Origin of the sequence: Amycolatopsis coloradensis (assembly GCF_001953865.1) — a bacterium.
In the GTDB taxonomy this organism is placed as follows: domain Bacteria; phylum Actinomycetota; class Actinomycetes; order Mycobacteriales; family Pseudonocardiaceae; genus Amycolatopsis; species Amycolatopsis coloradensis.
Genome location: NZ_MQUQ01000001.1, coordinates 352,938 through 377,866 on the forward strand (window position 1 = coordinate 352,938; position 24,929 = coordinate 377,866).

The following is a 24,929-nucleotide window of genomic DNA, read 5'->3' on the forward strand; positions in this document are numbered from 1 at the left end:
GTCTTCGCCTTTCCAGGTGACCGGCTCACGTGCGCGCTCCCACTGGCCGCCGTCCCTCACGCAGCTCCAGAAGGAGGTCGACGATGGCGTCGAGGGTCGTGTAATTGGTCAGGCGCACCTTCGATTCCGCGACGGGCAGGTCGAAGCGCTCCGAGGCCCGCGCGAACGCCTCGGTCTGTTTGATCGAGTCGATGCCGAGGTCCCCTTCCAGGTCGGCATCCGATTCGAGGGCGTCTGGGGGGTACCCCAGCAAATCGGCGTACAGCTCCCGCACCACCTCGAGCACGGCCTCGCGGTCGCCGTCGCCGTTCACCGCGGTGGGAGTCCGGGGTTCCGGGCGTTGGCGGGACGCGGGAATCCGCGGCGGAGTGGGTGCGACGTCATCCCGCGCGGTGGTTCGCCGCGACACCCGCACCGGTGCGACGGGCGCGTCCGCCGGACGGGTCGACGGCCTGCCGTTGTCCTGTTGCGACGCCAGTTCCTCCACATCGGACCGCAGCGACCGGGTGTCCGTGCGCTTGCGGAACGGCGCCGCGGTCGTCACGCCGGGGACGATGCCTGCCACAAGGTCGGCCAGGACGCCCTTCGGGCCGGCTTCCACGAACCGCCGTGCACCGTCCGCGTGGACCGCACGCACCGCGTCGAGGAACCGCACACGCAGGACCAGGTGACCGCTGATCACCCGCTCCACGTCCGCGATGTCCTCGACGTACCGGCCCAGCAGCGACGAGTGGACGCGCAGCCGCGGTGCCCGCTTGGGCACGTCGGCCACCCGTGCGCCGAAGTCCTCCGCCGCGCCCGCCATGAGACGGTTGTGGAACGGATAAGGGATGCGCAGGCGTGTCGCGGTGATGCCAAGCACTTCGGCGACCTCCTCCAGCCGCTGGAGGTCGGTGTCCGGTCCGGATACGGCGACCTGGTCGGGGCTGTTGTCCGCGGCGACCGCCAGGTTCCACTCGTCCAACGCGTCCAGCAAGTGCTGTGCGCGGCGCGCGCCGCAGTTCAAGGCCACGAGGCCACCGGGTGGCGCGCTGGACCGCCGCAGCGACTCGTCCCGCCTGCCCACCAGGCGCGCGCCATCCTCCAGGGAGAGGGCCCCGGCGGCGGTCAGCGCCACCAGTTCGCCGAAACTGTGTCCCAGCAGGATGTCCGGACGCACGCCGCAGTCCTCGACCACCAGCCGGAAGGCGGTCACGGAAGCGGCGAAGATCGCCAGGTGCAGGGCGGGCGGGTCATGGTCCACGAGATCGTGCAACGTCGGCGAGTTCGCGTCGAGGAGCATCGGTGAGACCGGCTCGCGGCCCAGCTCGGCCGCTACGTCGTCGATGGTGGCCAGGGTCGCGTCGACCAGCGGGTGACGGTCGACCAGGTCGCGGAACACCCCGGGCAGATAGCTGCCCTGACCGGGAAAGAGAAAGGCGTTGCGTGCTGTCATCGATGTCCTCTGGGAGATTCGGGGCGCTTCCGGGTGAGGTTCCGGGCACCGGGGCAGTCGGTGGCAATGCGCCCTGTTCCGATGCCGACGGCATTCCGGGTTCTGCTGGCGATCAGTGCGTCGGTGGGACGAGCAGGTGTGGAGGAGTCGCCGCGCCCGAAGCGAGCGTCCTGGCACGACGGCACTCCTCCGGGTCGACGAGGCGCTCGCACAGAGCGGTGAACGCGGCCTCCGTCCTGGTGGCGGCGCCGAGTTTGAGCAGAACGGTGTGCACGTAGTTCTTGGCGGTCTTGTCGGAGATGTCGAGCAGCTCCGCGATCTTCCGGTTGGACAATCCCGCCGTCACCAGCGTGAGCACCCGATTCTCCTGGTTGCTCAGCCGCAGGTCGCCGGATCTGTCACCGCGGGACGGCTCCGCCGGCGCCCGCGGTCCGCCGGTATCGGCGCCGGAACCGCCCCGATCGGACAGCAACCGGGTGGCCAGCGCCAACGAGTCAACGGCTTGCCGGACGCAGAGGAGGGCGTGTTCGACCAGTTCGGTGGTGTCGTCGTCCTGGTTCCGTCCTTGGCCTCTCGTCGGCATGGTGAGCACGTGTGCACCGGTTGTCGTCACTGAGGTCTCCTCGATGTGGTCGGCGGAAGGGTGTTCAGCGACCGCGTTGTGCCGTGGGTTCGCCGCGCGCCTGCTCCTGGCGGGAGGCGAGCCCGATGACCTCGTCGAAGCTTTCGCGCAGGCAGCGAACGAAAACCCCGGGTTCGGTGATCGCACCCGTGTCCAGGTTGACGCCCATCTGCGCCTGGTCCACATAGGAGACCAGCGCGACGCTCACCGCACCGCGGAGCAGCGGCGCGTACGGCTGGATCGCGACCACCTTGGCCCCCGCCAGGTACACCGGCTGCGGGATACCCGCGAAGTTGCTGGCCAGCAGGTCGTTGTCGCGGAACATCTCCTTGGTGATCCGGCCCACCACCGACGGCGGCAGCGGGGTGATCGGGCGGGAAATGAGGCTGAGCGCGTGCAGGGTGGGCCCCTCCCGCACGGCGGTGACGGCGTCGTGGATCAGCCCCACTCGCTCGGCAGGCGTGCGACCACCGACCGGGAGCACCAGGCGGGTACTGGCCAGGTGGTTTCCGCCCGCGACCGCGCCGGGACGGCGCACGCTGATCGGCAGCAGGGCGGGCAGGATGTCGAGTGCCAGGCCGAAGCGCCGGTGGTAGCGGTCGAACGCACCCGCCAACCCGGCGAGGTAGGCGTCGTTGAAAGTACCGCCGCAGGCTTTGCCGGCAGCCCTCAGCGCGGCGAACGGCACGTCCACCATCTCGAAGTGGGCGTAACGGCTGCGTCCTGCCAGCAAGGGTGCCGGTGGTGCCGACGGGAGCACGGTGGCGTGGGCGAACGACTTCGCCATCCCGAGCAACGCCGCCACATCCGGCAGACGCCTGCTCCGTGGGGCGGCGCCGTTGCGCTGGGCACTGCTCAAGACGCTCACCGCGGGCGCGGCACGGTGCCGGATCTTCCCCGAAACCCGCGGCGGACGCAGCCGACCCAGCATCCTCGCGAATCGTCCGGCGACGAGCAGGGTGCGATTGTCCGCTCGCCGGTTCGGCGGCATCGGCGGCAGCAGTTTCTCCTCGGCCGGTTCGGCCTCGGCGTCGACAAGCAGGTACACCAGTTGGGACGCACCCGTCCCGTCCGTGAGGCTGTGGTGGAGCTTGAGCAGATACGCCGCGCCGTGCCCGTCGACCCCCTCGACCAGAACGGCTTCCCACAGTGGTCGCGCGGGACTGAAGGGCGACATGCTCAGCGTTTGGGCGAAGTCGAGCAATTGTCTGCGCGAACCGGGTGAAGGCAGCCGGACCCGGCGCAGGTGGTGGGTCACGTCGAACGCCGGATCATCGGCCCAGAAAGGCCTTCCCCAGTGCAGAGGCGGTTCCACGAGCCGCTTGCGCAGCAGCGGCGCGGCCCTGACGACCCACTGGTGCCGGTCCACGAGACGCTCCCAGTCGGGAGCACGGTCCAGCAGCAGAAGACCGACCAGATTGGCCTCGACCCCCGCGCTGCTGTCGACCCGCCAGAACATGGTCTCCACCGCGTTCATCTCCCGCACCGCACCCCAGGACACCGAGTTCGAGAGGTGCCGGAACGGACTTGAGTTCATGTTGTACCCGCTTTCGCCGTCGAGAATGGACATTGACGAAACTCCACATCGGATTCGACTCGACGGCGCCGCCGCCCATTTCGGTCGATTCCGCTGACAGCTCACGCTACTCGGAAGAAATGGCCGCACAACGGTCATTCCCACGCATATTGTTGAACGTGTTGAAAAGGGAGACCGTTCACCCGTGACATTGGTACTAGTTCGAGAAGACCATTGGCCCGCTCTCCCCTTGCCCGGAGACTGGGCGTGGCTGCTTGAAGCCTTTCGACCGGTGCCGATAGAGGCCCGGACGGTCCCACGTCGCCCGGCGTGCACGGACGAGTCCGTCGAAAAACCGGACCTCACCGAATCGGCCCGGACACCATCACGCGAGGAGAGCGACCATGACGACGAGCAAGACCAGCCGGAAGCGCACCGGATTGTTCGACTACGTGGGCAACATCGTCGACGACACCAAGGAGTTCGTGGACGACGTGCTCGACCGCGGCCGTGAGGTCGACGACGACAACCGCCGGACCGCCCGCCGTGTGCTGCGCCCGGACGAGGAGAAGGACACCTCCGAAGACCTCGCGGACCTGCGCGAACAGTTGGAAGAACTGTCCAAGACGGTACGGAAGCTGAGCTCCGCCGACTCCACCCACAGCCAGCCGTCGAAGAGCAGGTGACGAGCCGGCGCCGGGCGGCACGCACACCAGGGCCGTCATGACTCGGGATCGGGCCGCCGGCGCCCGGACACGGAAGCGGCGGGCGCTGCTACGCGAACCGGACGGCACGCTCTTCGACATCGAGACGAACCGTGTGGTCGACCTCGTCGAGTTGCTGGACGAGGTCAAAGCGGGTCGCCGCTTCCGCGCACACCGCCGCAACGGCGCCGACTGCACCGTGGAGGTACTGGTCCAGATGTTCGATGACGCCTTGACCGGGCAGCACGCCGGCTTGCCCACTCCGGGGCTGCTCGCGCTGCTGGCCCCACGACCACCGGCGAGGCCGGCCCCGGTCGCGCGGCCCGATGACACCGTGGTGCCACTGCACCCCGTGGAGGGGCCGACCGGGACGGACGGCCGTGGCTGAGCACAGGGTGCGCCTGCTCGCGGCCACGCTCGCCCGCCTGGCCGTACGCGAGGTGGCGAGTTCGAGCGGGGGTGAACCCGAACATCGCCGTCGCGAACGGGCACAGGCGATCCGGGCCGCGTTCGAGCGGCTGGGGCCGTTGTACATCAAGGTCGGGCAGATGCTGTCCACCCGGCCGGACTTCGTCTCCGCGGCCACCATCGACGAGCTCGGCAAGCTGCACGACCGGGTGCCTGCCGCACCGTTCTCGGAGTTCGAGCCGGTCCTGGAGGCGGAGCTGGGCTCCGGGTGGCGGCGCGCCTTCCGCCACATCGACACCGAACACCCGCTCGGGTCGGCGTCGCTGGCCCAGGTGTACCGGGTGCGGCTGGCCGACGGCAGGACCGGGGCGCTGAAGGTCCAGCGCCCCGGTATCCGCTCGATCGTTCACACGGACATGGCGGTGCTGCGCACCGCCGGCAAGCTGCTGGCCGCCATCCGGCCGAAGTTCAACGCCGTGGTCGACGTCGACGCCATGGTGGACCTGATCTTCGAATCGGTGGACAACGAACTGGACTTCACCACCGAGGCCGGGCACATGGAGCTGGGCCGCGCGCAGGCGGAGGAATTCGACCTCCTCACCGTGCCCGAGGTCCTGATGGTGACGCCTCGGGTGCTGGTGCAGGACCTCGCCGGAGGGCGGTCCATCCGTGAGATCGCCCGCGGGGAACTGGCCGAGGACGAGCGCGTGGCCATCGCTCACGACCTGCTGGCGTTCATGTACCGCAGCTACTTCGTCGGCCGCCTCTTCCACGCCGATCCCCACCCCGGCAACATCTTCGTCGAGCCAGGACGGGGCGCGTCCCTGATCGACTGGGGCATGGTCGGCAGGCTGGACCGCCCGATGAGCCTCAAACTCGCCCTCACGCTGATCAACATCGTGCAGAACGACGGGGACGGTGCGGCGAGGGCCTGGGTGGAGATGGGCAAACCGACGCAGTGGGCGGACATCGGCGGGTTCACCGGCGACGTCGCCGGCCTGGTACCCAAGGCCGCGACGGCGTCGCTGGAGGAGCTCAACTTCGGCATGACGCTGACCAGGGTTCTGCGCCACTCGACCAACCGGGGCATCAAGATCGGCCCGGTGATCCCCATGCTGGGCAAGTCCTTCGCCAACATGGAGGGGTCGATTCGCTGCCTGGCGCCCGAGCTGTCGGCCGCCGAAGTGCTGCAAGCGGAGCTGGCCGACATCGTGCTCGACCTGGTCTGCGAGACCTTCTCGGAGTCCCATCTGGCTCGCGGCGTCGTGGAGCTGCTGTTGGCAGCGAACGGCAGCTACAACCACGCGCGCGGGATCCTGCGGGACGTGTCCAATCGTGACCTGCAGATCCCGGTGGACTCGAAGAGCGCCTCGAACCAGGAACTGACGGCGAGCAAGATCTTCTACGGCACGCTGACGGGGGTGGGCGGGGCCTGGCTGTGGCAGCGGCTGAAGCGGTGACGGCCCGCTTGTCAGGTGCGGCGCATCAGCCTGATCACCGCCTGGGTGCGGTCACTCACCCGGAGCTTGTAGAAGATGGCGTGCAAGTGGTTCTTCACCGTGCGTTCCGAGATACCCAACGCGCGGGCTATTCTGCGGTTGGAGAGCCCCTCGACGAGGAGTTTCGCAACTTCGTCCTCGCGTCCCGTGAAATTCCATCGCGAATAGGAACTGCCTTCGACCGGACCGATGGCAGAGGACTCGCGACAAATCTTCTCCGCCCGGCTCAAAAACGTATGCGCGATGTCCTGGTGCGTGCGCGCGAGTCGGATCAACTCTTCCAGCGCAAGGTCTTCGCCGGTTTGACCCTCGGATGTCCCTCGGCACACCGACGACTCCTCTGCACTTCGCTGACAAGTAGGCGTGCTGCCATGACAGTGCTAAAAGTAGCGATCATTCACGAGAGACAATAGCGGCCATTCAGGCGGCTTGCCCCACCGTCTGAATGCGCATTCGAAGGGTGCATTCGGCCCAGCCCATCCGCTCGAGGATGCCTTCAATTAACGCCGGGGAAAATTCCCATTGCGGACGCGGCCGACGCCGTGCCGCGCCACGGCCCATTTTCAATCCGCCACCACGCGGAGACCGAAATCCGCCTGGTAGATCCACTTCCCGTCGACCCACAGTTCCGCCGAGGCGACGACCAGGTGCCCGTGCTCCTCCTCGACCACCTCGAGGACGTCCGCGGTGACGATCACCCTCCGATTCGTCGGCAACACCTGCCCGCGGTACTTCCACGTGACCGGCCGTCCGAGCGCCACCGGCTCGAAGTGCGCGCCTGCCACTCCACGGCCGAGCCCCTCTTGACCGGCGTACCACCGCAGGAGCAGGCACATCGCCTCCAGGCCGAGGGAACCCGGCTGCACCGGATCCTGGAAGAAGTGCGCGCGGAAGAACCACTCGCTTCCGTCGACCTCCTTCTCCCCCCGCACCCGCCCCAGTCCCGCCCGTCCACCGTCAGGCCAGTACCCGGTGATCCGGTCGAGCACCCGCAGCATGGCGCCCGACGGCAGGCCGGTACCCGGGCGCCGCTCGCCGCCCGGCTGCTCGCGCCACTCCGACGGCTCCGTCAAAGCCGCGCGGTGCGCCGGGTCGGCGAGCAGGCCGCCCTGCCCGGCGAACGCCTCGGGCGGGAAGAATCCGAAGGTGGTCGAAAGGGTCAGCACCGGGGTGTCCCCGAGGCGGCACTCGACGACGAATCGCTGGATCGTGGTGCCCCCGCTGGTGGCGGACTCCCGCAGCAGGGCGCGGGTGCGCAGGACCCCCGCGCCCGGCCCGACCTCCGCCAGCACCGTCACGGCGCCGTCCAGGTTGCGGAATTTGCGGTCCTGGTCGAATCCGTGGCTGTACGCGGCGAGCCAGCCGCACGGTTGCAGGGCCGCCTCCAGCAGCACGGCGAACGGCATCACCGGGCGATCGTCGTGCTCGAAGAACCACGCCCGCTCCGGAACGTCGTACTCGACCTCGGCCACCGTGCCCGCGCGCAGGCCGCCCATCGGGCCGGTCACCTCCGCGATCCGGCTCATGAAGTGGTACGGCGGCCCGGGGCAGCGTGGCGAAATATCCTTCGCGTCGTCCAGCGAGGCCGCGGCCGGACCGAATGCCTCGCTGGGCCGCCCCCACGCGCACGCCAGCAACGAGGCGTAGTCGAAGCGGAATCCGTCGGCTTCCGCGACCATCCGCGGTTCCCGGTGACCACCCAGCCCGCCCAGTTCGGCGGACGGCAGCGCGGGTGCGGTCCCGCGCGGTACCGCCGGACCCGAACGCCACTGGTCCAGCGGCCAGTCCGGCACGAGGCGCACCGCCAGCTCCCGTGCGTGCAGGGCTCCCACCCCGTCGACCGAGCACAGCACGTCGGCGACCAACGTCGGCCGAGTCCCGGTCGACAGCTCCCTGACGAACACCTCGTAGACGATCCGCCGGTTGCGGGGAGTCGCTTGAGCCCGGCAGGTCAGCCGGACGGGACGGTCGGGCACCGGCTCGAAGCGCCACCCGTCCCGCTCGACGGTGCATCCGGTGGCGCTGAGGTAGAACGCCATTGCCTGGTGGCAGCCCTGGAGCATCAGTGACCCCGGCATGCACGGGTCGTTTTCGAAGTGAGCCGCGAAATACCACTCGTCGGGCGCGATGGCGCTCTCCGCGCGCAGATGACCGCGCCCCCACGGCCCACCGGTCCAGTCGAGCGCGGTGACCTCGTCCAGTGCCCGCAGCCGGCCGCCCGCGATGCGGGGGGTGCGCACCTGCGACCGGGTCTGCCCCCACTCGTCGCCGAAGCAGTCGGCCAGCCTGCCTTCGAGCAACGCTCGCACCTGGGTCGGGCCGAAAGCCGACCGCGTGGCGCGACGCAGAGGTAGGTCCAGCGGTCCCTGCGGCGGGGGTTCGCCCTCCGGCCGCCACGTGATCCCTGTTCCACCGTCGAGTTCGTCCTGGTCGAAGAAGCCCGCGCGGGCGTGACGCACGGTCAAGCGGGGCGCGCCGTTCACGTGGCAGTCGGCGCGGAACGACGCCAGCAGCACCCCGCCGTGTTCGGCGACCCCCTCGACGGTGGTCTCGAAGTCCACCGTGTCGCCGGCACCCGGCGGACTGCCGTGGTGGGTGACCTCGCAGTCGAGCATTCGGTAGACCTGCTCCTTGCTGGTGCGTAGATCCACGCCGAGCCAGCTCAACAGCAGGATGTTGCCCTGGCCGAACTCCGCGAGCAGGGCAGGCGCCACGCGTCCGGTGGGGTCGAGGTACCAGTCACCTTCACGGACATCGGTCTGCGTGCGGATCACCCCGCCCGTCATGGACGCGGGCTCCGCGTCCAGTGCGACGACCCGGTCCACGAGCAGCACCGGCGGCTTGGGCAGCCGGGTTCGCCAGCGGGAGCCCCGAAACCCGGCGAACCGTGGCCCGAAGACCTCCGCGACCCGGCCTTCGGCATGGCGCTCCAGCTCGGCACGCCCGAACAACGGAGCCGGGCCGGTGACAGGCGGGGTGGCAGGCGAGGCAGTGGCGGGTGAAGCGGTGGCAGCCAAAACGGTCGCGGGCGAGGCGGTCCCCACGGTGGTGCCTGCACCGCGCAGCAGGGCGGCCATCTCGGCGCGCAGGTCGAGAAACCTGTTGTGCACCACCGCCTCCCGCTCGACGAACTCCCGGTGCAGCCGGGCCACCCGCCGATGGTGGGCGACCAGCGGCACGGGCCGTACGGGGTGCAGCGGGGGCCGCACGAGCCGCTCCAGTAGCGCCGGCACGTCCATCCGCACGCCCGCCGCCGCCATCTCGGCCACGGCCCGCAGCAGCTGGCGGACGCCCCCAGCCCCCGGCACGTCGAGTGCGACGGCCAGGTGCTCTCGTGCACCGAGCACCTGACGCACCCAGTTGGCGCACAACCCCTTGGGGCCGAGTTCCACGAACACCCGGACCCCGTCTTCCCACGCACGCCGCACGGTTCCGGCGAAATCGGCCGTCCCGACCAGCTGGGCGGCGAGCGCACCCGCCACGGCGTCCGGTGTCGGCGAGTACCAGCCGGTGGTGGCGCACGAGTAGTACCTCGTGGTCCCGACGTCGACCGTGGGGTGGTGGTACAGCCGCCACAGCTGGTCCCGCACCTCGGCCAGCTCCGGCACGTGCGCGACGATCGGGTAGTCGACCTCCCACGAGGGGCCGCCGAGCCGGCGCACCACGCGGGCGCACGCGGCCGGATCGCCGCCCACTACGCACGACTCCGGCGAGTTGACGAGCATCAGGTACGCGGTTGCTTCCCCCTCGATCGCCCGTCTCACCCTGTCGGCCGGGGCGCCGACCAGCCGGCACGACCACTCGCCACCGGCCGCGCCGTCGCGACGGCGCGCCTGGCGCCACACGTCGAACCGGCCGACCACCCCGTCGGTGTAGAGCCAGGAGTCCCGAACCCGCCGGACCACCTCGTCCGGGTCGCGCCACGCACCGGTGGCGACCAGTGCGGTCATTTCACCCGAGGAGTAGCCGACCACGGCGTCCGGCCGGAGACCGAGCAGGTCCGCCACCACCCCGTGGTGCACCCCCGCCAGTACTCCCGAACCCCAGATCTGCCGCAACGCCCTCGGCAACGCGGAGCCGTCGGTGACGCCGAGGAGGTCATCGATCGGTCCGTAGCGCTGTTCGAGGCCTGCCACCAAGTCCGGGAACGCCAGCAGCAGCTGCGTGCCCATGCCGGGATAGGACGCCGCGCCGTTGCCGAAGAGAAAGGCGACCTGCCCCGGTAACGGCCGGTCCCGGTACGCCACCCCATCGGGGCGCGGACCGCCGCTCCGCAGCCACTGTTCGGCGGCGGACTCGGCACCGAGCGGCGGCTCCCCACCGGCCGACCACACGACCAGCCTCGCGGGTCCGCCGTCCCCCTGTCGTCCGGTTCTCACGGCTTCGAGCACTTCGCCACGGTCGGCACCGGAGTAGACGCGCCACGACACCGGCGCCCCCACCACCCACGGCACCACGTCGGCGAGCCGCAGCCGCACCGGTCCGGCCGAGGTGGCCACCTCGGTGTCCCGCGTGCCGATCAGCAACCGGGCGGGCGCGTTCGGCCTCGGCATGGCGCGATGGGCGATCGCCAGCACGGCGCACGCCACGCGCAGCAGGTCTCCGCCGGACTGCGACGACCCGTCGAGTCGCGGCCTTGCGACGGCCGGGTCGGCACTGCCGTCCTCGACCAGCGCCAACGACCGGTTCCCGTCCCGCCGCGCGGCGGTGTGCCGTTTGAGCACCACCGCGACCGCGCAGCCGGTCGCCGCGGACGCGACCACGGCGGTGTCGAGGCGGCGTTCGGCCACCGCCCGGACCGCCTCGTGCAGATCCTCGGTGATGTCTCCCGCCCAGGACGAGCCGGCGGCTCGCGCGGCCTCCCGAGCGACATCCGGCACCAGGTCCGTCCCGTTCCCCGGACCGGGCTGCCACGCAACACCGTCGAGCAGGCAGTGGCGCAGGTCGTCCACCGTTCGACCGTCCGGGGTCCGGACGGTCACCGCCACGACCGCTACCTGTTCAGAGCCCACCGGGCAGCCCTCTCCCCCGCCTGCTCGTCGACCGGCACGTCGGGCCGTCGCACGAACACCACGTCCGCCAGCTCCACCACCAGCTCACCCGCCTGGTCCACGAGCTTGACGTCGCAGGTGACGACATCCCGCTCGGTGTCCCCGACGCGGACGAGGCACCGCACCGGAACGGACACCGGTCCCTCCCGCCCGAGCAGTAACCGCCCCACTGACATCGGCAGCCACGCGCCACCCAGCCGCTCGGCGGCCCACAGCCCCGCCAGTTGGAGCGCTCCGTCCACCGCGGCCGGGTCGGTGTGCCACGGGCCGTCCGGCCAGCCGACCGCCCGCAGGCCGAGCACGACGCCGGTCGCGCCGTCGGCCGTGAGCACGGGCGGACCGTCCAGGACCTGGAACCGCGGGCCGTGGAACAGCACGACGCCGTCGTAGAGCGGGGCATCGTCGAACGGTTCACCGCTCGACGGCGGTGACCAGATCCGTGGTGCTCCCGCGCTCGCGGAGACGGTCGCGTGGTAGTGCGCCGCGCCGGACTCGCCGAGCAGCTCCACCTCCAGCACGACCTCCCCCGCGATCACCCGCTCGCGGCCCCGGACGGTGAACCGGTGCCCGCCCCGGGCCAGGTCGGGCAGCACGGCTTTACGCAGCACCCGCACGTCGCCCACCGTGACCGGACCCCCGGGGCGCCACACCGCGGCCAGCGACAGGAACCATTCGAGCGTCAAGGCCACGGGAAGCACCGGTGTGCCTGCCACGCTGTGGTCGGCCAGGTAGCCGTGAGTGGCCTCGCTGACGACCACGTCGGCCCGCAGGTGGTGTTCTCCGCCGTGCAGGGTCCTCGTGCCCTCCACGGCGATGACGACGTGGACGTCCGGATGGGCGCCGGTCACTTCGGTGACGAAGGCCGCGGCCCCCGCGCCGGGGTCGACCAGCGGCACGCCGCGCTCGTCGAATCGCTCGGCCAGCGCCCGGGTCACCATCCCGCCCCGCCACGGTCCCCACGCGATCGACCGGACCCGGCAACCGGGACGTCCGGCCTGTTCGGCCAGCGCGACCTGAGTGAGCACCTCATTGCCCATCGCGTAGTCGATCTGGCCGACGTTGCCGAACTCGGCGGCCACCGACGAAAAGACGCAGATCAGGTCGAGCGGGTCGGTGGCAGTGGCGTCCAGCAGTGACCGCAGGCCGTCGACCTTGGTGCCGAAAACGCGGTCGAAGTGCTCGTCGGTCTTGTCGGCGAGTGCTTGGTCGGCCAGCACGCCGGCCGCGTGGACGATCCCACTGACCGGGCCCCACTCGGTTCGCACGGACGTGAGCGCGGCGGCCACGGCCGCCGCGTCGCGCACGTCGACTTCGAGGTAGCGGACCTCGCTGCCGGCGGCACGCAGCTCAGCCAAGGCACGCCGCAGCTCACGGCCCGCCAAGACGTCCCGGGCCCGGGCGCCCGCCTCCACCGGCGTGAGGACTTCTCCGGCGCGCTCGCGTTCGCGTTCGACCAGCACGCGGACGAGGGACTGCTCGTCGGGACAGTCGCGCAGTTCGATCGGCTCGTCCGCGAGCGGGGTGCGCCCCAGCAGCACGAGCCTGGGGCGGGCGTGCTCGGCCAGCCCGCGCAAGGCCTGTGCGGTGATACCACGGGCTCCGCCGCTGACGACCAGGACGGTTCCGGGACCGATCCGGTCGTCCCCCTCGGCGGGTGCGGCGGGGCACCGGACGAGTGCCGTGCGCGAGCCGTCGGCCCGCAACCCGATGTCCGATGCCGGTCCACCTTCCAGCAGTTCCGCCGCCAGGACGCGGGCGATCTCCTGGGGGCCACGGTCGCCGCGTTCGCAGTCGAGGGCCTTCACCATGGCGTCCGGCCACTCGGTGGCGGCGGTGCGCGCGGCCGCCGCGACACCGCCCAGCCACGCGCGTTCCGGCTGCCTGCCGCTCGCCCCGAAATCGCCACCCGTGTCCTGCACGGTGACCAGCAGGCCACCTTCGCGTTGGAAGCGCGGAGACACCCGGCGCAGGTCGCGGAACACCTCACGCTCGACCACGAGCGCGTCGCCCGCCGATCCCACGTGCCGCAGTCCCCCGAGGTGCACGAGGGACGGGGTGTCGGCGGGAATGTCGGTGAGCACCTCCGCTGGTATCCCCCGTCCGACGAGTTCGGCGGCCAGAGCTTCGGCGACACCGCCCCCGTCCGCGGTGATGGTGACCGGGCCCGCGGACAGACCGGTCGCGCGCAGACCCGGCAGCGGCGCGGGAACCGCGCGCCTGACCAGCCGGGTGAGGGGAAGACGATGGGGTCGCTCCGGCGGGGACGCGGCTCGGCCGGCCCCGTTCGACGTCTCGCCCGGCGGCGCGTCGAGCTTTACCGACGGCCCCGGTGCGGGTGCCGTCATGGCGACTGCTTCTCCTCCCGCCATCACCTCGCCGAACACGTCGGTGATCTCGCGTAGCGAACGCAGGGCGCCGAGCCGCGCCGCGTTCACTTCCGGCAATCCGTCGACCTGCTGTCGCAGTGCGGAAAGCACTTCCACCCGCTTGATGGAGTCGATGCCGAGGTCGGCCTCCAGGTCCATCTCCCCGTTGAGCATCTCGACCGGGTAACCCGTCTTGTCCGCCACTACGGCCAGCAGCACGGATTCCAGATCCTGTTCCGGCTCGGCGAGCGGAGCGGGCAGGGGTGTGGGCACGGTGCCCGGTGTGGTCCCGGGCGGCGGCGGCAAGTTCACCGGGGCTTCGGGCAACTGCACGGGTGCGGCGGGAAGAACCGCCTCCGGCGGGGGCGCGGGTGCGGGCGGAGCCTCGGGTGCACGGGAGGTGTCCGCTGTCGGTACCGTGCCGTCGCCGACCACCGCCGCCATGCCGGCGAGCGAAACCTCGGCCAGCTTCAGGAACGCGGTGTGGCTGTCTCCCATGGCCTTCTGGTACGCGGTGTGCGCCGCGGCCGTCTCCCGCTGGGTGTCCGTCATCGCGGCGAGCCAGGCCGGGTCCGGCGCGGGCCGGCTCGGTGCCGCGGGAACGGGAGGCCGGGTGCCCGCGCCGTTGGTCGGGGACGCGGGTCGCGCGGGCACCGGCGCCGGGAGTGCCACAGCACCGCCCTCCGGTGGGTAGTGCTTGCCATAGTTGGCGCCCAAGATGGGCACGGTCGCCCGGCCCACCGCCGGCTTCGGTTCCGGCTCACGACGATCGTAGGACTCCCACAACGCGGCGAAGTCCATCCGCACCCCGGCGACGGCCAGTTGTCCCAGCGCGTCGAACAGGCTCGCGACCCCGTTGCCGCGACGGGAGTCGGTGCTGATCGCCCGGTGGGGCCGGTCACCGAGCACGGCGTTCACCAGGCCGGTCAACACCGAACCCGCCCCCACCTCGACGAAGGTGCGGGCACCGTTGCGGTACAGGGCCTCGACCTGCTCGAGGAACCGGACCGGCGCGCTGAGCTGGTCTGCCAGCCTGCGCCGGATGTCGTCCGGGTCGTCCGGATACGGGGCCGCGTCCTGATTGCCCAGCACCGGCACGCTCGGACGGTGCACCGGCACGGAAGAGAGGAAGTCGAGCAGCGGCTCGCCGGCCGCGGCGACCAGCGGACTGTGGAAGGCGTGTGACACGGCCAGGCGTCGCGATCGGATGCCTTCGCCGTCCAGGAGGCGCTCCAGACGCTCGACCTCGCCGACCCGGCCCGAGACGACCACCTGGTCCGGACCGTTGTGGTTCGCCACCCACAGCCCGTCGTCACCGAGGGTCCGGAGCAGTTCCCGGATCCGTGCCGCCGGAGCGCTGACCGCGAGCATCGTCCCCGGCTCGGCGTTCACCTTCACCATCAGCTCGCCGCGCTCACGCGCGAGGCGCACCAGAGTCGGCGCGTCCATGACGTCGGCGGCATGCAGGGCGACCAGCTCGCCGAGGCTGTGCCCGCCGGTGAAGTCCGGGCGGATGCCCAGCGACCGCAGCACCTCCAGCAGCGCCAGGCTGTGCACGGCGAGGGCGGGTTGGGCCCATTCCGTGCTGGTCAGCGTTTCCCGCTGGGCTTCGCGCTCGGCGTCGGTGAAGACGGGCACCGGATGCGCCACCTCGTGCAGGGCGTGCTCGCCCATGGCGACCGAAGCGGCCAGATCCCACGCCGCCAGTGCCTTCGGCAGATGCATCGCCACGTCCCCGCCCATACCGGGGTACTGGCTGCCCTGGCCGGGAAACAGCAGGCACAGCCCGCCGGACTCGGCCTCCCCGGCCGCGTAGTGGGAGCCGGCCGGGGTGGAGAACGGTTCCTCCGGCCGTGCCTCGACCTGTCGCCGCACCCGGTCCACTTCGCGCAGTAACTCGTCCCGGTCGCCCGCCACGAAGGCGACACGGTGGGCGTCTTCGCACCGGAAGGCGCGTTGTGCCGTGCGAGCCGTCGCCGTCAACGGGCCGCCCTCGGCGAGCCCGTCCAGCCGCTCGAGCAACTCTGCCGGAGAAGACGCGCTGAGCGGGACCAGTTCGGCGGGCAAGGCGCGGAAACGGGGCGCCCGGCGTGCGGTCGAGCCATCCCCCGGCCGGTATTCCTCGACCGTCACGTGGAAGTTGCTGCCGCCGAACCCGAAGCTCGACACCGCGGCACGACGCGGGTGAGAACCGTCGCGAACCCACGGACGGGGCGTGGTGTTGAGGTAGAGGGCGCTCTCGTCCCAGTGGAGGTCCGGGTTGGGCCGGTCCACCTTCGCGGTCGCGGGGAGCACGCCGTGGTTCACCGCCAACAGTGCCTTGAGCAGGCCGACCGCACCCGCCGCCGACTTCAGGTGCCCCAGCTGAGACTTGACGGAGCCGACCGCGCACCGGGGCCTGCCATCACCGGAGCCGAAGACCTCGAGCAGCCCGGCGGCCTCGGCGGCGTCCCCCGCCTTGGTGCCCGTGCCGTGGGCCTCGATCAGCTCCACGGTCTCCGGGCCATACCCGGCCGCCCGGTACGCCCGGCGCAGGGCACGGGCCTGCCCCTGCGGCACGGGGGTGTAGACGGCGGAGCCCCGTCCGTCCGACGAGCTGCCCAGCCCTTTGATCACGCCGTAGACGCGGTCGCCGTCGCGTTCGGCGTCGGCGAGGCGCTTGAGCGCGTACACCACCAGGCCCTCTCCCAGAACGGTGCCGTCGGCGCGGTCGGAGAACGGACGGCAATCGCCCGACGGCGACATGGCGGGTGTCTTGGAGAAGCACATGTACATGAGGATGTCGTTGGCGGTGTCCGACCCACCGGTGATCATCACGTCGGCCCGGCCGAGCGACAACTGGTCCACGGCCGCCGACAGGGCGGCCAACGAGCTCGCGCAGGCGGCGTCGGTGGTGAAGTTGGTGCCGTGGAAGTCGAACCGGTTGGCGACGCGGCCGGCGACGACGTTGTCGAGCAGCCCCGGGAAGGTCTCCTCCTGCCACTCGGGATAGTGAGCGGCGATGCGGTCGCAGATCCGCTGCGCCTCGGGTTCGGCGACGTTCGACTCGCGCAGCGCCTTGAGCCACACGGGACGCTGCATCCGCGCGGCCATGGTGTACAGCAGTTCCACCGCGGCCGTGCCGAGCACGACACCGACGTTCTCCCCGTCGGGCGGTGTCCGGCCGCCGAACGCGTCGGCGAGCACCTTCTCGACCGCGACCAGCGTGAGAAGCTGGGTGGTGTCGGTGGCGGCCAGCGCCTTGGGCGGGATCCCGAACGACAGGGTGTCGAAATCGGTCGGCCCCAGGAAGGCGCCACGTCGGCTGTAGGTCTTGTCCACAGCGGACGGATCGGGGTCGTAGTAGTCCTCCGCCAGCCAATGCGTCGGAGGAATCTCGGTGATCAGGTCCCGTCCGGTGAGGACCGCCCGCCAGAAGTCCTCGATGGTGTCGCAGCCGGGCAGCAGCGCACTGACTCCGACGACGGCGATCGGGACCTGGCGCGGGTTGGACGGATCGGTCATCGTGTCCACGTGCGACTCCGGGTATGTCAGGCCAAGCGGCGCGGGGCGGGGATGAACGCGGTAGGGGGAACGGGGACACCGTGGCCGCGCAGTTGCTGCGCCCTCGTCACCGAGGCGGCTCCTTCGAGCAGGTTCAACGCGATCTGCGCGACCGACCGGTTGGCGGGCTCGGCGAGGTGGCTGCCGGCGGTCCACCGGTTGAACGCACCCATCGCCGGACCGCACCAGACCTGGTAATCGGTGCGGCGGCCGGAATCGCCCGCGATGGCCCACCGGCTGGCCTTGCCCAGGTACCAGCGGAACACCAGGGCCATGCGGTGTTTGGGTTCGGTCTCGGCACGGAGGACCTCATCGGGATCGGTTGCCTTCCAGAACCGGAGGGTCTCCGCCCACACCTCGGCGAACGTGGCGTGCAGGACGTCGCGTTCCAGCTTCACGCGCAACGACTCGGGTATCGCTTCCAGCGAAGGGTGGTCGAGGTAGACCTCGTAGAGCTTCGCCGCTCGTGAGGCGTACAGCGTGCCGCGCCGCAGAACCTGGACTTTGCCGCCGAACTCGAACAGGTCGGCGGACGGCGCCATCGCGACGTCCGCGATGTCCGCTTGGGCCAGCATCGCCTTGGCTTCGTCGGACAAGCCGGACTCCACCGCGGACTGATTGACCGAGCCGGTCAACACGTACGAGGCACCCAGCGAGAACGCCGCCGCCACGGCGGCCGGTGTGCCCAGCCCGCCGGCCGCCCCGACGCGAAGGGAACCGCGGTAGCCGTGGCGCCGCACCACTTCGTCGCGCACTGACATGACCGCGGGCAGCAGAGCCGTGAGGGGCCGGTTGTCCGTGTGCCCGCCGCTGTCCCCCTCCACCGTGATGTCCTCGGCCAAGGGGACCTCGGCGGCGAGCTGTGCCTCCTCCGGCGTCAAGGCGCCCTCGTCGACCAGCGCCCGCAACAGATTCGCCGGAGCGGGGGACAGGAAACGCTCGGCGACCCCCGGATGCGAAACCTTCGCGAACAGGTGAACGGAACGGCGCACACCATGCGGCCCACGCCGGAGCCCGGTGGCCGCACAGCGCACGACGGCAGCGGTGGGCTCAGTGAACGCGGACACGGAGATCCGGCGGACACCCCGGCGCAGCAACAGATCGGCCAAGTGGCGCTCCACCGACGGCTCGCTGGGCGAGTGGATGAGGTTCACCCCCCAGTTGTCCCGTCCGGACAGAGCGGAGGCCAGCTCGCTCACGGCGCTGTCCACTGTGGACACAGGCAGGCCTGCCGCCCCGAAGAAGGCGAGCAGGCCGCTCCGCGCCGCGGCGACCACCATGCCGACCGTGGCGATGCCGTTGGCCATCTCCCCTACCACGTAGGGAAAGCGTGTCCCGTGGTCGCGGCAGAACGAGAGGTCGCCCAACCACTCGGGGTAGAGCGGTGGCAGCGTGCCGAGATGGCGGGCATCCCCGAAGGGTGTCGCCACCGCACCGGTCACCGGACCGAACGCCACCCCGGAGTGACCGCCGGCCGTCATCACATGGGTCGGCTCACGGACACGTGCCGCCGCCGCGGCCAGTCCTGTCGCGTCGAAGACCACCCGTTCCGACACCGCGTCTCGGAGCTGTTCGCTCCACACCTGGGAACGCATTCCGGAACCGGCTGACATCCACCATCCCCCTTCCGCGTCCCCACCGCACATCGGTGCGGAGCCACCTGACCGAGTCTGCTTCCCCGCGATGGAACGCATAAGCCGCCTCATCGTGCTGGCCCGGAAGCGTGATGAATCACCGCGACGCGCGTGGACGGCCGCACGCCGGAGCGAAGGGGCGTGGTGGGAGCGTCGCCACCACATGATCCGGATCGTGTGGCCGGGGCCGAGCGCACCATTGCCGCCACCACGGCACGCCCGTGATGTTGAGTACACGACAAGGCGGGTGAAAGGAATCGGTATGAACGAGGCGAGTGGCCTGTCCCGGCGTACTCTGCTGGCCGGTGTCGGTGCTGCGGCCACGGCGGCCGTGCTGCCCGTGTCCACGGCCTCGGCCGCGCCGGCCGCCGTGCCGTCGCGGGAAGAAACGTACCGGGCGGTGGTGGTGGGCAGTGGCTTCGGTGGTTCGGTGGCGGCGTTGCGCCTGGCGCGGGCCGGGATACGGACGTTGGTGCTGGAGCGCGGCCGGTGGTGGAACAGTCAGCCCCACGACAACACGTTCCCGCGGTTCTTCCACCCCGACCGCAGGGTGAGCTGGCTGGAGCCGACGCCGGTGATGCCCACGTCGCCGCCGGCGGTGTTCCAGCCCTACACCGGTCTGGTCGAGCGGGTCCGCGGGCTCGGCCTCAGCGTGCTGTGCGGCGCCGGTGTCGGCGGCGGTTCCCTGCACTACGAGGGTATCTCGTTGCAGCCGTCGGAGGAGTTGTTCACCAGGGTGATGCCCTCGAGCGTGGACTACGACGAGATGGCGGCGGTGTACTACCCGCGGGTCGCCGCGATGCTGGGCTACTCGCCGATCCCGGACGACGTGCTCAACCACACCCGGTACACCTCCAGCAGGCAGTTCCTGGCCGACGCCGCCCTCGCCGGGGGGCAGCCGGTCAGGGTGGGCCAACCGATGGACTGGGACGTGGTGCGCGCCGAACTGCGCGGCGAGCTTCCGCCGTGGTCGGCACACGGCGACGTGCTTTACGGTGTCAACAACGGTGCCCGCCACTCCACCGACAAGACCTACCTCTCCCAGGCCCTGGCCACCGGGCTGGTCACCATCGCCCCCCTCCACGTGGTCAGCGACATCACCACCGGCACCGGCCGCCGCTACGTCCTGCACTGTCGGCACATCGACACCGATGGCGCGGTCCGGGAGAACGTCACAGTCGAAACCGATGCCCTGTTCCTCAACGCCGGCTCCGCCAACACCTCGAGACTCCTGGTCCGCGCCCGCGGCACGGGAGCCCTACCGGACCTCCCACCCGACGTCGGCCATCACTGGGGCAACAACGGCGACCGCCTCTACCTGCGCACCAACCCGCTTCGCCCCACCCTCCCCCGCCAAGGCGGGCCGTCCCCCGTCGCGATGCTGGATTGGGACGCCGCCACCGGACCGGTCACCCTGTTCCACACGCCCGCTTCGTTCGAGACCGAGACGTTCTCGGCCTACGTCGTGGGCATGGGCATCCCGGAGGGACACGGCAAGTTCGTCTACGACCCGATCACCGACAACGCCCAGCTGATCTGGCCACCCACCGCCGACCTCAACGTCGAAGCCGCCCTCGCCGCCGCCACCCTCCGCATGACCCTCACCAGCGGCGGAGTGTTCGCCCCTGGCAACGCCGCCGACCCCACCACCTTCCATCCCCTCGGCGGCGCCGTCATCGGTCCCGTCTGCGACCCCCACGGCCGCGTTCACGACAACCCCGGTCTCTACGTCACCGACAGTGCCCTCATTCCCGGCTCCACCGCCTGCTGCAATCCGTCCTGGACCATCACCGCCCTCGCCGAGCGCTGCCTCGACCACATCACCACCCACGACATCGGCACCACCATCTGAGGACGAGCACGGATCGGCGAGCAGCCGACGGTCCGACCGCGCGCCTGATCCGCGGGACGACCAAGAACCATTGAGTGGCCCCGATTCTTTCGACCGGAACTCGACGCCATCGCCGATGGATAACCGATCAGTCAGGCACATCACGGTCGACTCGACTTCACGAAGTCTTGAAGTGACACGCCGATCGGTTGTGCCAGCCGCCGGGACAATCGTGCCTTGAAACGCCCCATCAGACTCCAGGGCAACGGAATTCGCGGCCGGGAAACGCCATCTGATGAAATCGTGGCACCGAACTGGGGCTATTTTGGAATTCGGTTCCGTAGCCCGCTTCGTCATCAAGTCGATGCCGTGGCTCCGGCTTCGACAGACGCGTCGAACAAGTTGACGTTGAACTCGGTGAAAATCGTCGCGATCGAATTCACCGCCGCCAAAAGGAGCAGAACAAGCGCCATATGAGCCGCACACGCTGTGCGGACCCGGAACCAGGCGTGCTGACGACTGCGATTCAACCCGCCCATCCGGTGCACGGCACGAAGGTGATCGGCACGTTGGGTGCCTCTCCGCCGGCTGATGTCACTCACCCTGACGCCGATCCGTCACAACCGGGCTCACCCCACCGTCCGATGGCCAAGCGTCCAGCACTGCAAGTTGACTGAAACCGAAGTCACGAGCGGGAAACCGAGCGATCCCGCCCACCTGCCCCGATCACCTCACCGGACGCGGCGGTGTCGCTGCCGCGCCGGTGACCTGCATCCGACCAGGAGAGCCGTGACACCGCGAAAGCGCACATACAACGACCTACTCCGCGGCCTGCTGACGGAAGCGCGGTGGACCAATCACAACTTCGCCTTCGCAGTGAATCGCGTGGCCGCGGAGGCCGGCATCACCCTGCACTACGACCGCACCAGCGTCTCGCATTGGCTGTCCGGCACACGTCCGCGCCCGCCGGTACCTTCGTTCGCCGCCGAAGCACTGTCCCGCCGGCTCGGCCGTCCGGTCTCCGCGACTGACACGGGCATGGCGGACACCACCGCGAATGAGGTCGATCCCGTCTTCGCGACACGAGAATCCGGTTTTACCGCGCTGCACCGACTGCTGCGATCGGACTTGGAATCACGTCGGCGGACCGCCTTGCGCGAGCAGCCGTTCCGGGTCGACTGGGCATCGGCGCCCCGGCGGTATGGACGCCCGGAAAAACCTCATCTTCGTTCGGTCCTCGACGGTGACCACCAGTCCGGACTTCTGGCGGCGGTTACTGCGATGACTTCGGCCTTCGCCGCCGCCGACCGGGCGTTCGGTGGCGGCCACGCGCGCTTGGCGCTCGTCGCTTACCTGGAGACCGACATCATGGGATTGGCGCGCTCGGCCACAGCCGAACGTAACGGCGGCCAGCTGGTCAGCAGCTTGGCCGGGCTCACTGATCTGGTCGGCTTCATGTGTTTCGACGATCTCCAGCACCATCTGGCTCAGTGCTACTACCGGATAGCGCTTCGCTTGGCCGACGAGGCGGGCGACAGCGCCGGCCATGCCCTGGTTCTCCGAGGTATGAGTACGCAGGCATGCTTTCTCGGCCACAACCGCCGCGCGGCGCGACTGGCGGACGCCGCCGTGGATCGGATCGGCACGGTCCAGCGTCCCGGCACACGCGCGGCGCTCCTGGGCCAGGCCGCCGTCTCACACGCCGCCCTGGACGACCGCAAGACCGCGTTGAGTCGATTGTCAGGGGCCGAGAAGTACCTCGACGGGGCTGACGACCCGCAGGAGCCGAAGGGATCCACCGACCGGGCCGACATCGAGCACCTTGTGGGCCTGGCGCTGATTTTGCTCCACGACCACGGGCACGCCGAGCACGCACTCCGGGAATCGCTGAGACACCGGCCGGACGGCGAGCGACGTGCGCGCCTGCTGACCACGCATCAGTTGGCCACATTGCAGCTACGCCAGGGTGATGCCGAACGGGCGTGTGCGACTTGGCAGTGGTTCCTGGACGAGTGCTCGTGGGTCCGCTCCGGACGCGTGCACTCCGCGCTGCACGCGATCAAGCGACGACTGCATCCCCATCGCGGCAACATCGTCGTGCGGCAAACGTTGAAACGGGCGGAACGACTGATCGACGCACACCGCTGATCCCGGGAGCCGGGTGCGTTGTGCCAGACCGAATCTGCTCAGCTGCCGCCGCAGTCTGACCAACGTCTCGGCGCGGCGGTGTTCGACATGTTCGCGGGCTGGCCCCATCGCGGGCCAGAAGTGCTCGGCAGCCGAGTCAGGACGACACGAACGAGGCCGGCCTGCGGAACATCAGTGATGTGTGACCTGACAAGGAGCGCTATGGACAGGCTGATGAATACCGCTATCCGGTGGTGGTGGACAGCCAGGTGGTGGTGGCACCTGCACACACCGGCACACCTCTTTCTGCGAGGGCGACGCCGTGGTAGCTCGGGTCGGCCGCCGAACAGCCGAGGCTGACGCCATTGCGCGCTGGCGCGGCAAGTACCGTCCGTCAAAGAGCGTTTCGCCCTTGCAGGCACAAGATTGGAGCCGGGCCCGCGAGTGCTTGCTCTTGACACCCGAGTGGCCGGATGACCTCTACACAGGGCTCGTCGGGCGGTGAGGTACCAAGCCTGATTGGCGCTTGACGAGCGGGCTGTGACGGTCGTGGCTGCCGAAGAGTGGCGGCTTCGCGGTCGCGCCGGGGGCGAGCGAAAGTAGGCCGGCTTCCACCCGGTTCGTCGGTCCACTGGTCTAATGACCGGAAAAGTAACTCGGTCATTAGCCGCTACGCTAGGTCCCGGCGGCGAGGTCGGGTGCTGGGGACGCCTGGCCGTGCTCACTTGCGAGTAGCTCGGTGATGCCAAGCCCGGCGACTATGGTCACGCTTTTCTCCATGTTCAGGAAACGCAAACCCATGAAGTTGTCGCCGGTCGTGAATCCCGGCAGCGCCCACACCCGCTCGTAGGGGATCGTGACCGGACAGAAGGTGCGGAAGGTGTAGACATTGCGCCACAAACAGCGGGCCGGATCCGGGGACCACAGTCGACGGGCGAGTTCGTCGTTGCGCAGGAAGCAACCGACCGCCCCGATCCCACGCACATGCTTCTGCCCGGTGAGAAGTACGAAATCCTCCGCTTCGAGCGTGTCCATTTTCCTGTCGTGCTGTGCGGTCGCGCCCCAGAAGTGAGCTTGCCCGTCCGGGTGCTCGGCGTCCAGTTCGGCGCGTTCCGCGGGGCTCAGCACCTCGGCATACCGCTGGCGCCGGAAGGGCACCCGCCGATCCAGCGTCTGTGCCCAATGCCGCCGCGCCTCTTTCGTGCGGTACGACGGCTGAATTATCACCCGCATGGTCTACGGTTGCCCGCCTCGTGCCCGCCGAAACCTGGGTTAGGCGTGGGGTTGCCGAGGCGGGACGGCGGCGATGAAGTCCTTGATCGCGGGAACTGCTCGTCGCAGCCGCGCGGCGCCGACAGGACCGGATCACGCGATGCGCGAGTCGCGCTCACGGAAGTCCGCGTTCGTCGTGATCGCGTCAGTGGGTGTCTCGAGGTGTGATCGTCAACCACGTGCTCGCCGCGGCCGAGTCGCCGGCACAGGCACGAGCCCGCAACTCCGCGAGCGCGGTCGCGTCGCCCCGGTCAGCCAGTAACCGGGCCACCTGTTCCGCCTCCATGAATGCCCAGTCCTCGGGGTCGTCTTCACACTCCAGCCGGTCCTCGTCAGGCAGCGTTTTCAACCACGACGCATGGCTGCCCTCCGGGTTCTGCCGCATCGCGTCCGAGAACCGCCACGCCGACACCGCACCGGCCACGTCGCCTCGTTCGGCCAGTAGTTCAGCCAACCGCTTGGTCGTGGGCGAGCAGTCACCGTAAGTGCGGGCCCACACCGCCAGCGCGCCTTGCTGATCACCTTGTCCGGCCAGCACCTCAGCCAGTCGCCCGGCCGCGTCACGGTCACGGGCATCAGCCCGGACCCGCGACGCCTTGAGCTGATCCGGGCCCGGCATGCCACTGCCCGAGTGATCATCCGTCATGAGTCACCTCATCCGTAAGCCGATCGGCGCCGTCCGAGTGCCTGTCCCGTCGAGCGTAGCCACTTCACCGCACCCGAACGAGCGGCCAACAGGGCGAGTGCGGTCCTTCGCCGCGGCCTGCGATGCCCGCGAACAGTTCAGACCATGGATGGGACGGAATGGTCCCCTTCTCGCCTGGGCACGTCGATGCGGATATCCCGAAGTATTGTTCGACTTGCCGGATTTCGAGCTTCGGCGAACGCCGATTCGACGGCCATCGTGGTCGAGCTGTCTCA

Annotated in this window: 15 protein-coding genes; 5 read left to right on the plus strand and 10 right to left on the minus strand. The window is 70.0% G+C overall.

Features of this window, described 5'->3' with window-relative positions; all coding sequences use genetic code 11:
- Positions 1-25: 25 nt before the first annotated feature.
- The 3 genes from BS329_RS01695 to BS329_RS01705 all read right to left on the minus strand — a co-directional run bounded on the left by BS329_RS01695 (position 26) and on the right by BS329_RS01705 (position 3,627).
- Entirely contained in the window at positions 26-1,435 is a 1,410-nt protein-coding gene (locus BS329_RS01695; RefSeq protein ID WP_076155031.1) for an acyltransferase domain-containing protein, read from the minus strand.
- Positions 1,436-1,547: 112 nt separating this feature from the next.
- Positions 1,548-2,048 carry a LuxR C-terminal-related transcriptional regulator gene (locus BS329_RS01700; RefSeq protein ID WP_167479976.1) on the minus strand — a complete coding sequence of 167 codons (501 nt, stop codon included), beginning with the start codon at positions 2,046-2,048 and terminating at the stop codon, positions 1,548-1,550.
- Between the two features lie 34 nt (positions 2,049-2,082).
- Positions 2,083-3,627 carry a wax ester/triacylglycerol synthase domain-containing protein gene (locus tag BS329_RS01705; protein WP_076155034.1) on the minus strand — a complete coding sequence of 515 codons (1,545 nt, stop codon included), beginning with the start codon at positions 3,625-3,627 and terminating at the stop codon, positions 2,083-2,085.
- 350 nt (positions 3,628-3,977) lie between these two features.
- Between BS329_RS01705 and BS329_RS01710 the strand changes: the two genes are divergently transcribed.
- From BS329_RS01710 to BS329_RS01720, 3 genes are read left to right on the plus strand one after another with little or no spacing between them, the layout of a single operon-like run.
- A complete protein-coding gene (locus tag BS329_RS01710) occupies positions 3,978-4,259 on the plus strand; it encodes a hypothetical protein (RefSeq protein WP_076155036.1) in 282 nt (93 codons plus the stop codon).
- A 37-nt stretch (positions 4,260-4,296) separates the two neighbouring features.
- A complete protein-coding gene (locus BS329_RS01715; RefSeq protein WP_076155037.1) occupies positions 4,297-4,665 on the plus strand; it encodes a hypothetical protein in 369 nt (122 codons plus the stop codon).
- On the plus strand, positions 4,658-6,145 hold the full coding sequence (locus tag BS329_RS01720; protein WP_158075741.1) for an ABC1 kinase family protein: 1,488 nt from the start codon (positions 4,658-4,660) through the stop codon (positions 6,143-6,145). Before BS329_RS01715 ends, BS329_RS01720 begins: the two co-directional genes overlap by 8 nt.
- 11 nt (positions 6,146-6,156) lie before the next feature.
- Here the strand turns inward: BS329_RS01720 and BS329_RS01725 are convergent, their stop codons facing one another.
- The 4 genes from BS329_RS01725 to BS329_RS01740 form a co-directional block, all read right to left on the minus strand.
- Positions 6,157-6,513 carry a response regulator transcription factor gene (locus BS329_RS01725; RefSeq protein ID WP_076155039.1) on the minus strand — a complete coding sequence of 119 codons (357 nt, stop codon included), beginning with the start codon at positions 6,511-6,513 and terminating at the stop codon, positions 6,157-6,159.
- 234 nt (positions 6,514-6,747) lie between these two features.
- Positions 6,748-11,172: an acyltransferase domain-containing protein gene (locus BS329_RS01730; RefSeq protein WP_076155040.1), complete on the minus strand. Its 4,425-nt coding sequence runs from the start codon at positions 11,170-11,172 to the stop codon at positions 6,748-6,750.
- A 5-nt stretch (positions 11,173-11,177) separates the two neighbouring features.
- The gene (locus tag BS329_RS45105; RefSeq protein WP_076155042.1) at positions 11,178-17,105 is read right to left on the minus strand and encodes a type I polyketide synthase; all 5,928 of its coding nucleotides are present in this window, start codon (positions 17,103-17,105) and stop codon (positions 11,178-11,180) included.
- Positions 17,106-17,131: 26 nt separating this feature from the next.
- A complete protein-coding gene (locus BS329_RS01740; RefSeq protein ID WP_244196991.1) occupies positions 17,132-18,757 on the minus strand; it encodes a PfaD family polyunsaturated fatty acid/polyketide biosynthesis protein in 1,626 nt (541 codons plus the stop codon).
- A 283-nt stretch (positions 18,758-19,040) separates the two neighbouring features.
- Here BS329_RS01740 and BS329_RS01745 point away from each other — a divergent pair, with 283 nt between their 5' ends.
- Complete coding sequence (locus tag BS329_RS01745) at positions 19,041-20,630, plus strand: GMC oxidoreductase (RefSeq protein ID WP_076155044.1); 1,590 nt, start codon at positions 19,041-19,043, stop codon at positions 20,628-20,630.
- Between the two features lie 335 nt (positions 20,631-20,965).
- Here the strand turns inward: BS329_RS01745 and BS329_RS44075 are convergent, their stop codons facing one another.
- Positions 20,966-21,211 (minus strand): hypothetical protein, encoded by a 246-nt coding sequence (locus BS329_RS44075; RefSeq protein WP_143252796.1) that lies wholly within the window; start codon positions 21,209-21,211, stop codon positions 20,966-20,968.
- Between the two features lie 187 nt (positions 21,212-21,398).
- On the opposite strand from BS329_RS44075, the gene BS329_RS01750 reads away from it, so the two are divergent.
- Positions 21,399-22,757, plus strand: a complete 1,359-nt coding sequence (locus BS329_RS01750) for an NsdA family TPR-like regulatory protein (RefSeq protein WP_076155045.1) — start codon at positions 21,399-21,401, stop codon at positions 22,755-22,757.
- Between the two features lie 654 nt (positions 22,758-23,411).
- On the opposite strand, the gene BS329_RS01755 is transcribed toward BS329_RS01750, so the two are convergent.
- Positions 23,412-23,969 carry a hypothetical protein gene (locus BS329_RS01755; RefSeq protein ID WP_076155047.1) on the minus strand — a complete coding sequence of 186 codons (558 nt, stop codon included), beginning with the start codon at positions 23,967-23,969 and terminating at the stop codon, positions 23,412-23,414.
- Between the two features lie 184 nt (positions 23,970-24,153).
- On the minus strand, positions 24,154-24,654 hold the full coding sequence (locus BS329_RS01760) for a tetratricopeptide repeat protein (RefSeq protein WP_076155049.1): 501 nt from the start codon (positions 24,652-24,654) through the stop codon (positions 24,154-24,156).
- Positions 24,655-24,929: the final 275 nt, after the last annotated feature.

Bases quoted from the DNA above. Each gene is read 5' to 3' on its own strand.
- BS329_RS01715 (WP_076155037.1), top strand. From the start codon at position 4,297: ATGACTCGGGATCGGGCCGCCGGCGCCCGGACACGGAAGCGGCGGGCG.
- BS329_RS01740 (WP_244196991.1), bottom strand. From the start codon at position 18,757: ATGTCAGCCGGTTCCGGAATGCGTTCCCAGGTGTGGAGCGAACAGCTC.
- BS329_RS01745 (WP_076155044.1), top strand. From the start codon at position 19,041: ATGAACGAGGCGAGTGGCCTGTCCCGGCGTACTCTGCTGGCCGGTGTC.
- BS329_RS01705 (WP_076155034.1), bottom strand. From the start codon at position 3,627: ATGTCCATTCTCGACGGCGAAAGCGGGTACAACATGAACTCAAGTCCG.
- BS329_RS01695 (WP_076155031.1), bottom strand. From the start codon at position 1,435: ATGACAGCACGCAACGCCTTTCTCTTTCCCGGTCAGGGCAGCTATCTG.
- BS329_RS01755 (WP_076155047.1), bottom strand. From the start codon at position 23,969: ATGCGGGTGATAATTCAGCCGTCGTACCGCACGAAAGAGGCGCGGCGG.
- BS329_RS01760 (WP_076155049.1), bottom strand. From the start codon at position 24,654: ATGACGGATGATCACTCGGGCAGTGGCATGCCGGGCCCGGATCAGCTC.
- BS329_RS45105 (WP_076155042.1), bottom strand. From the start codon at position 17,105: ATGACCGATCCGTCCAACCCGCGCCAGGTCCCGATCGCCGTCGTCGGA.
- BS329_RS01710 (WP_076155036.1), top strand. From the start codon at position 3,978: ATGACGACGAGCAAGACCAGCCGGAAGCGCACCGGATTGTTCGACTAC.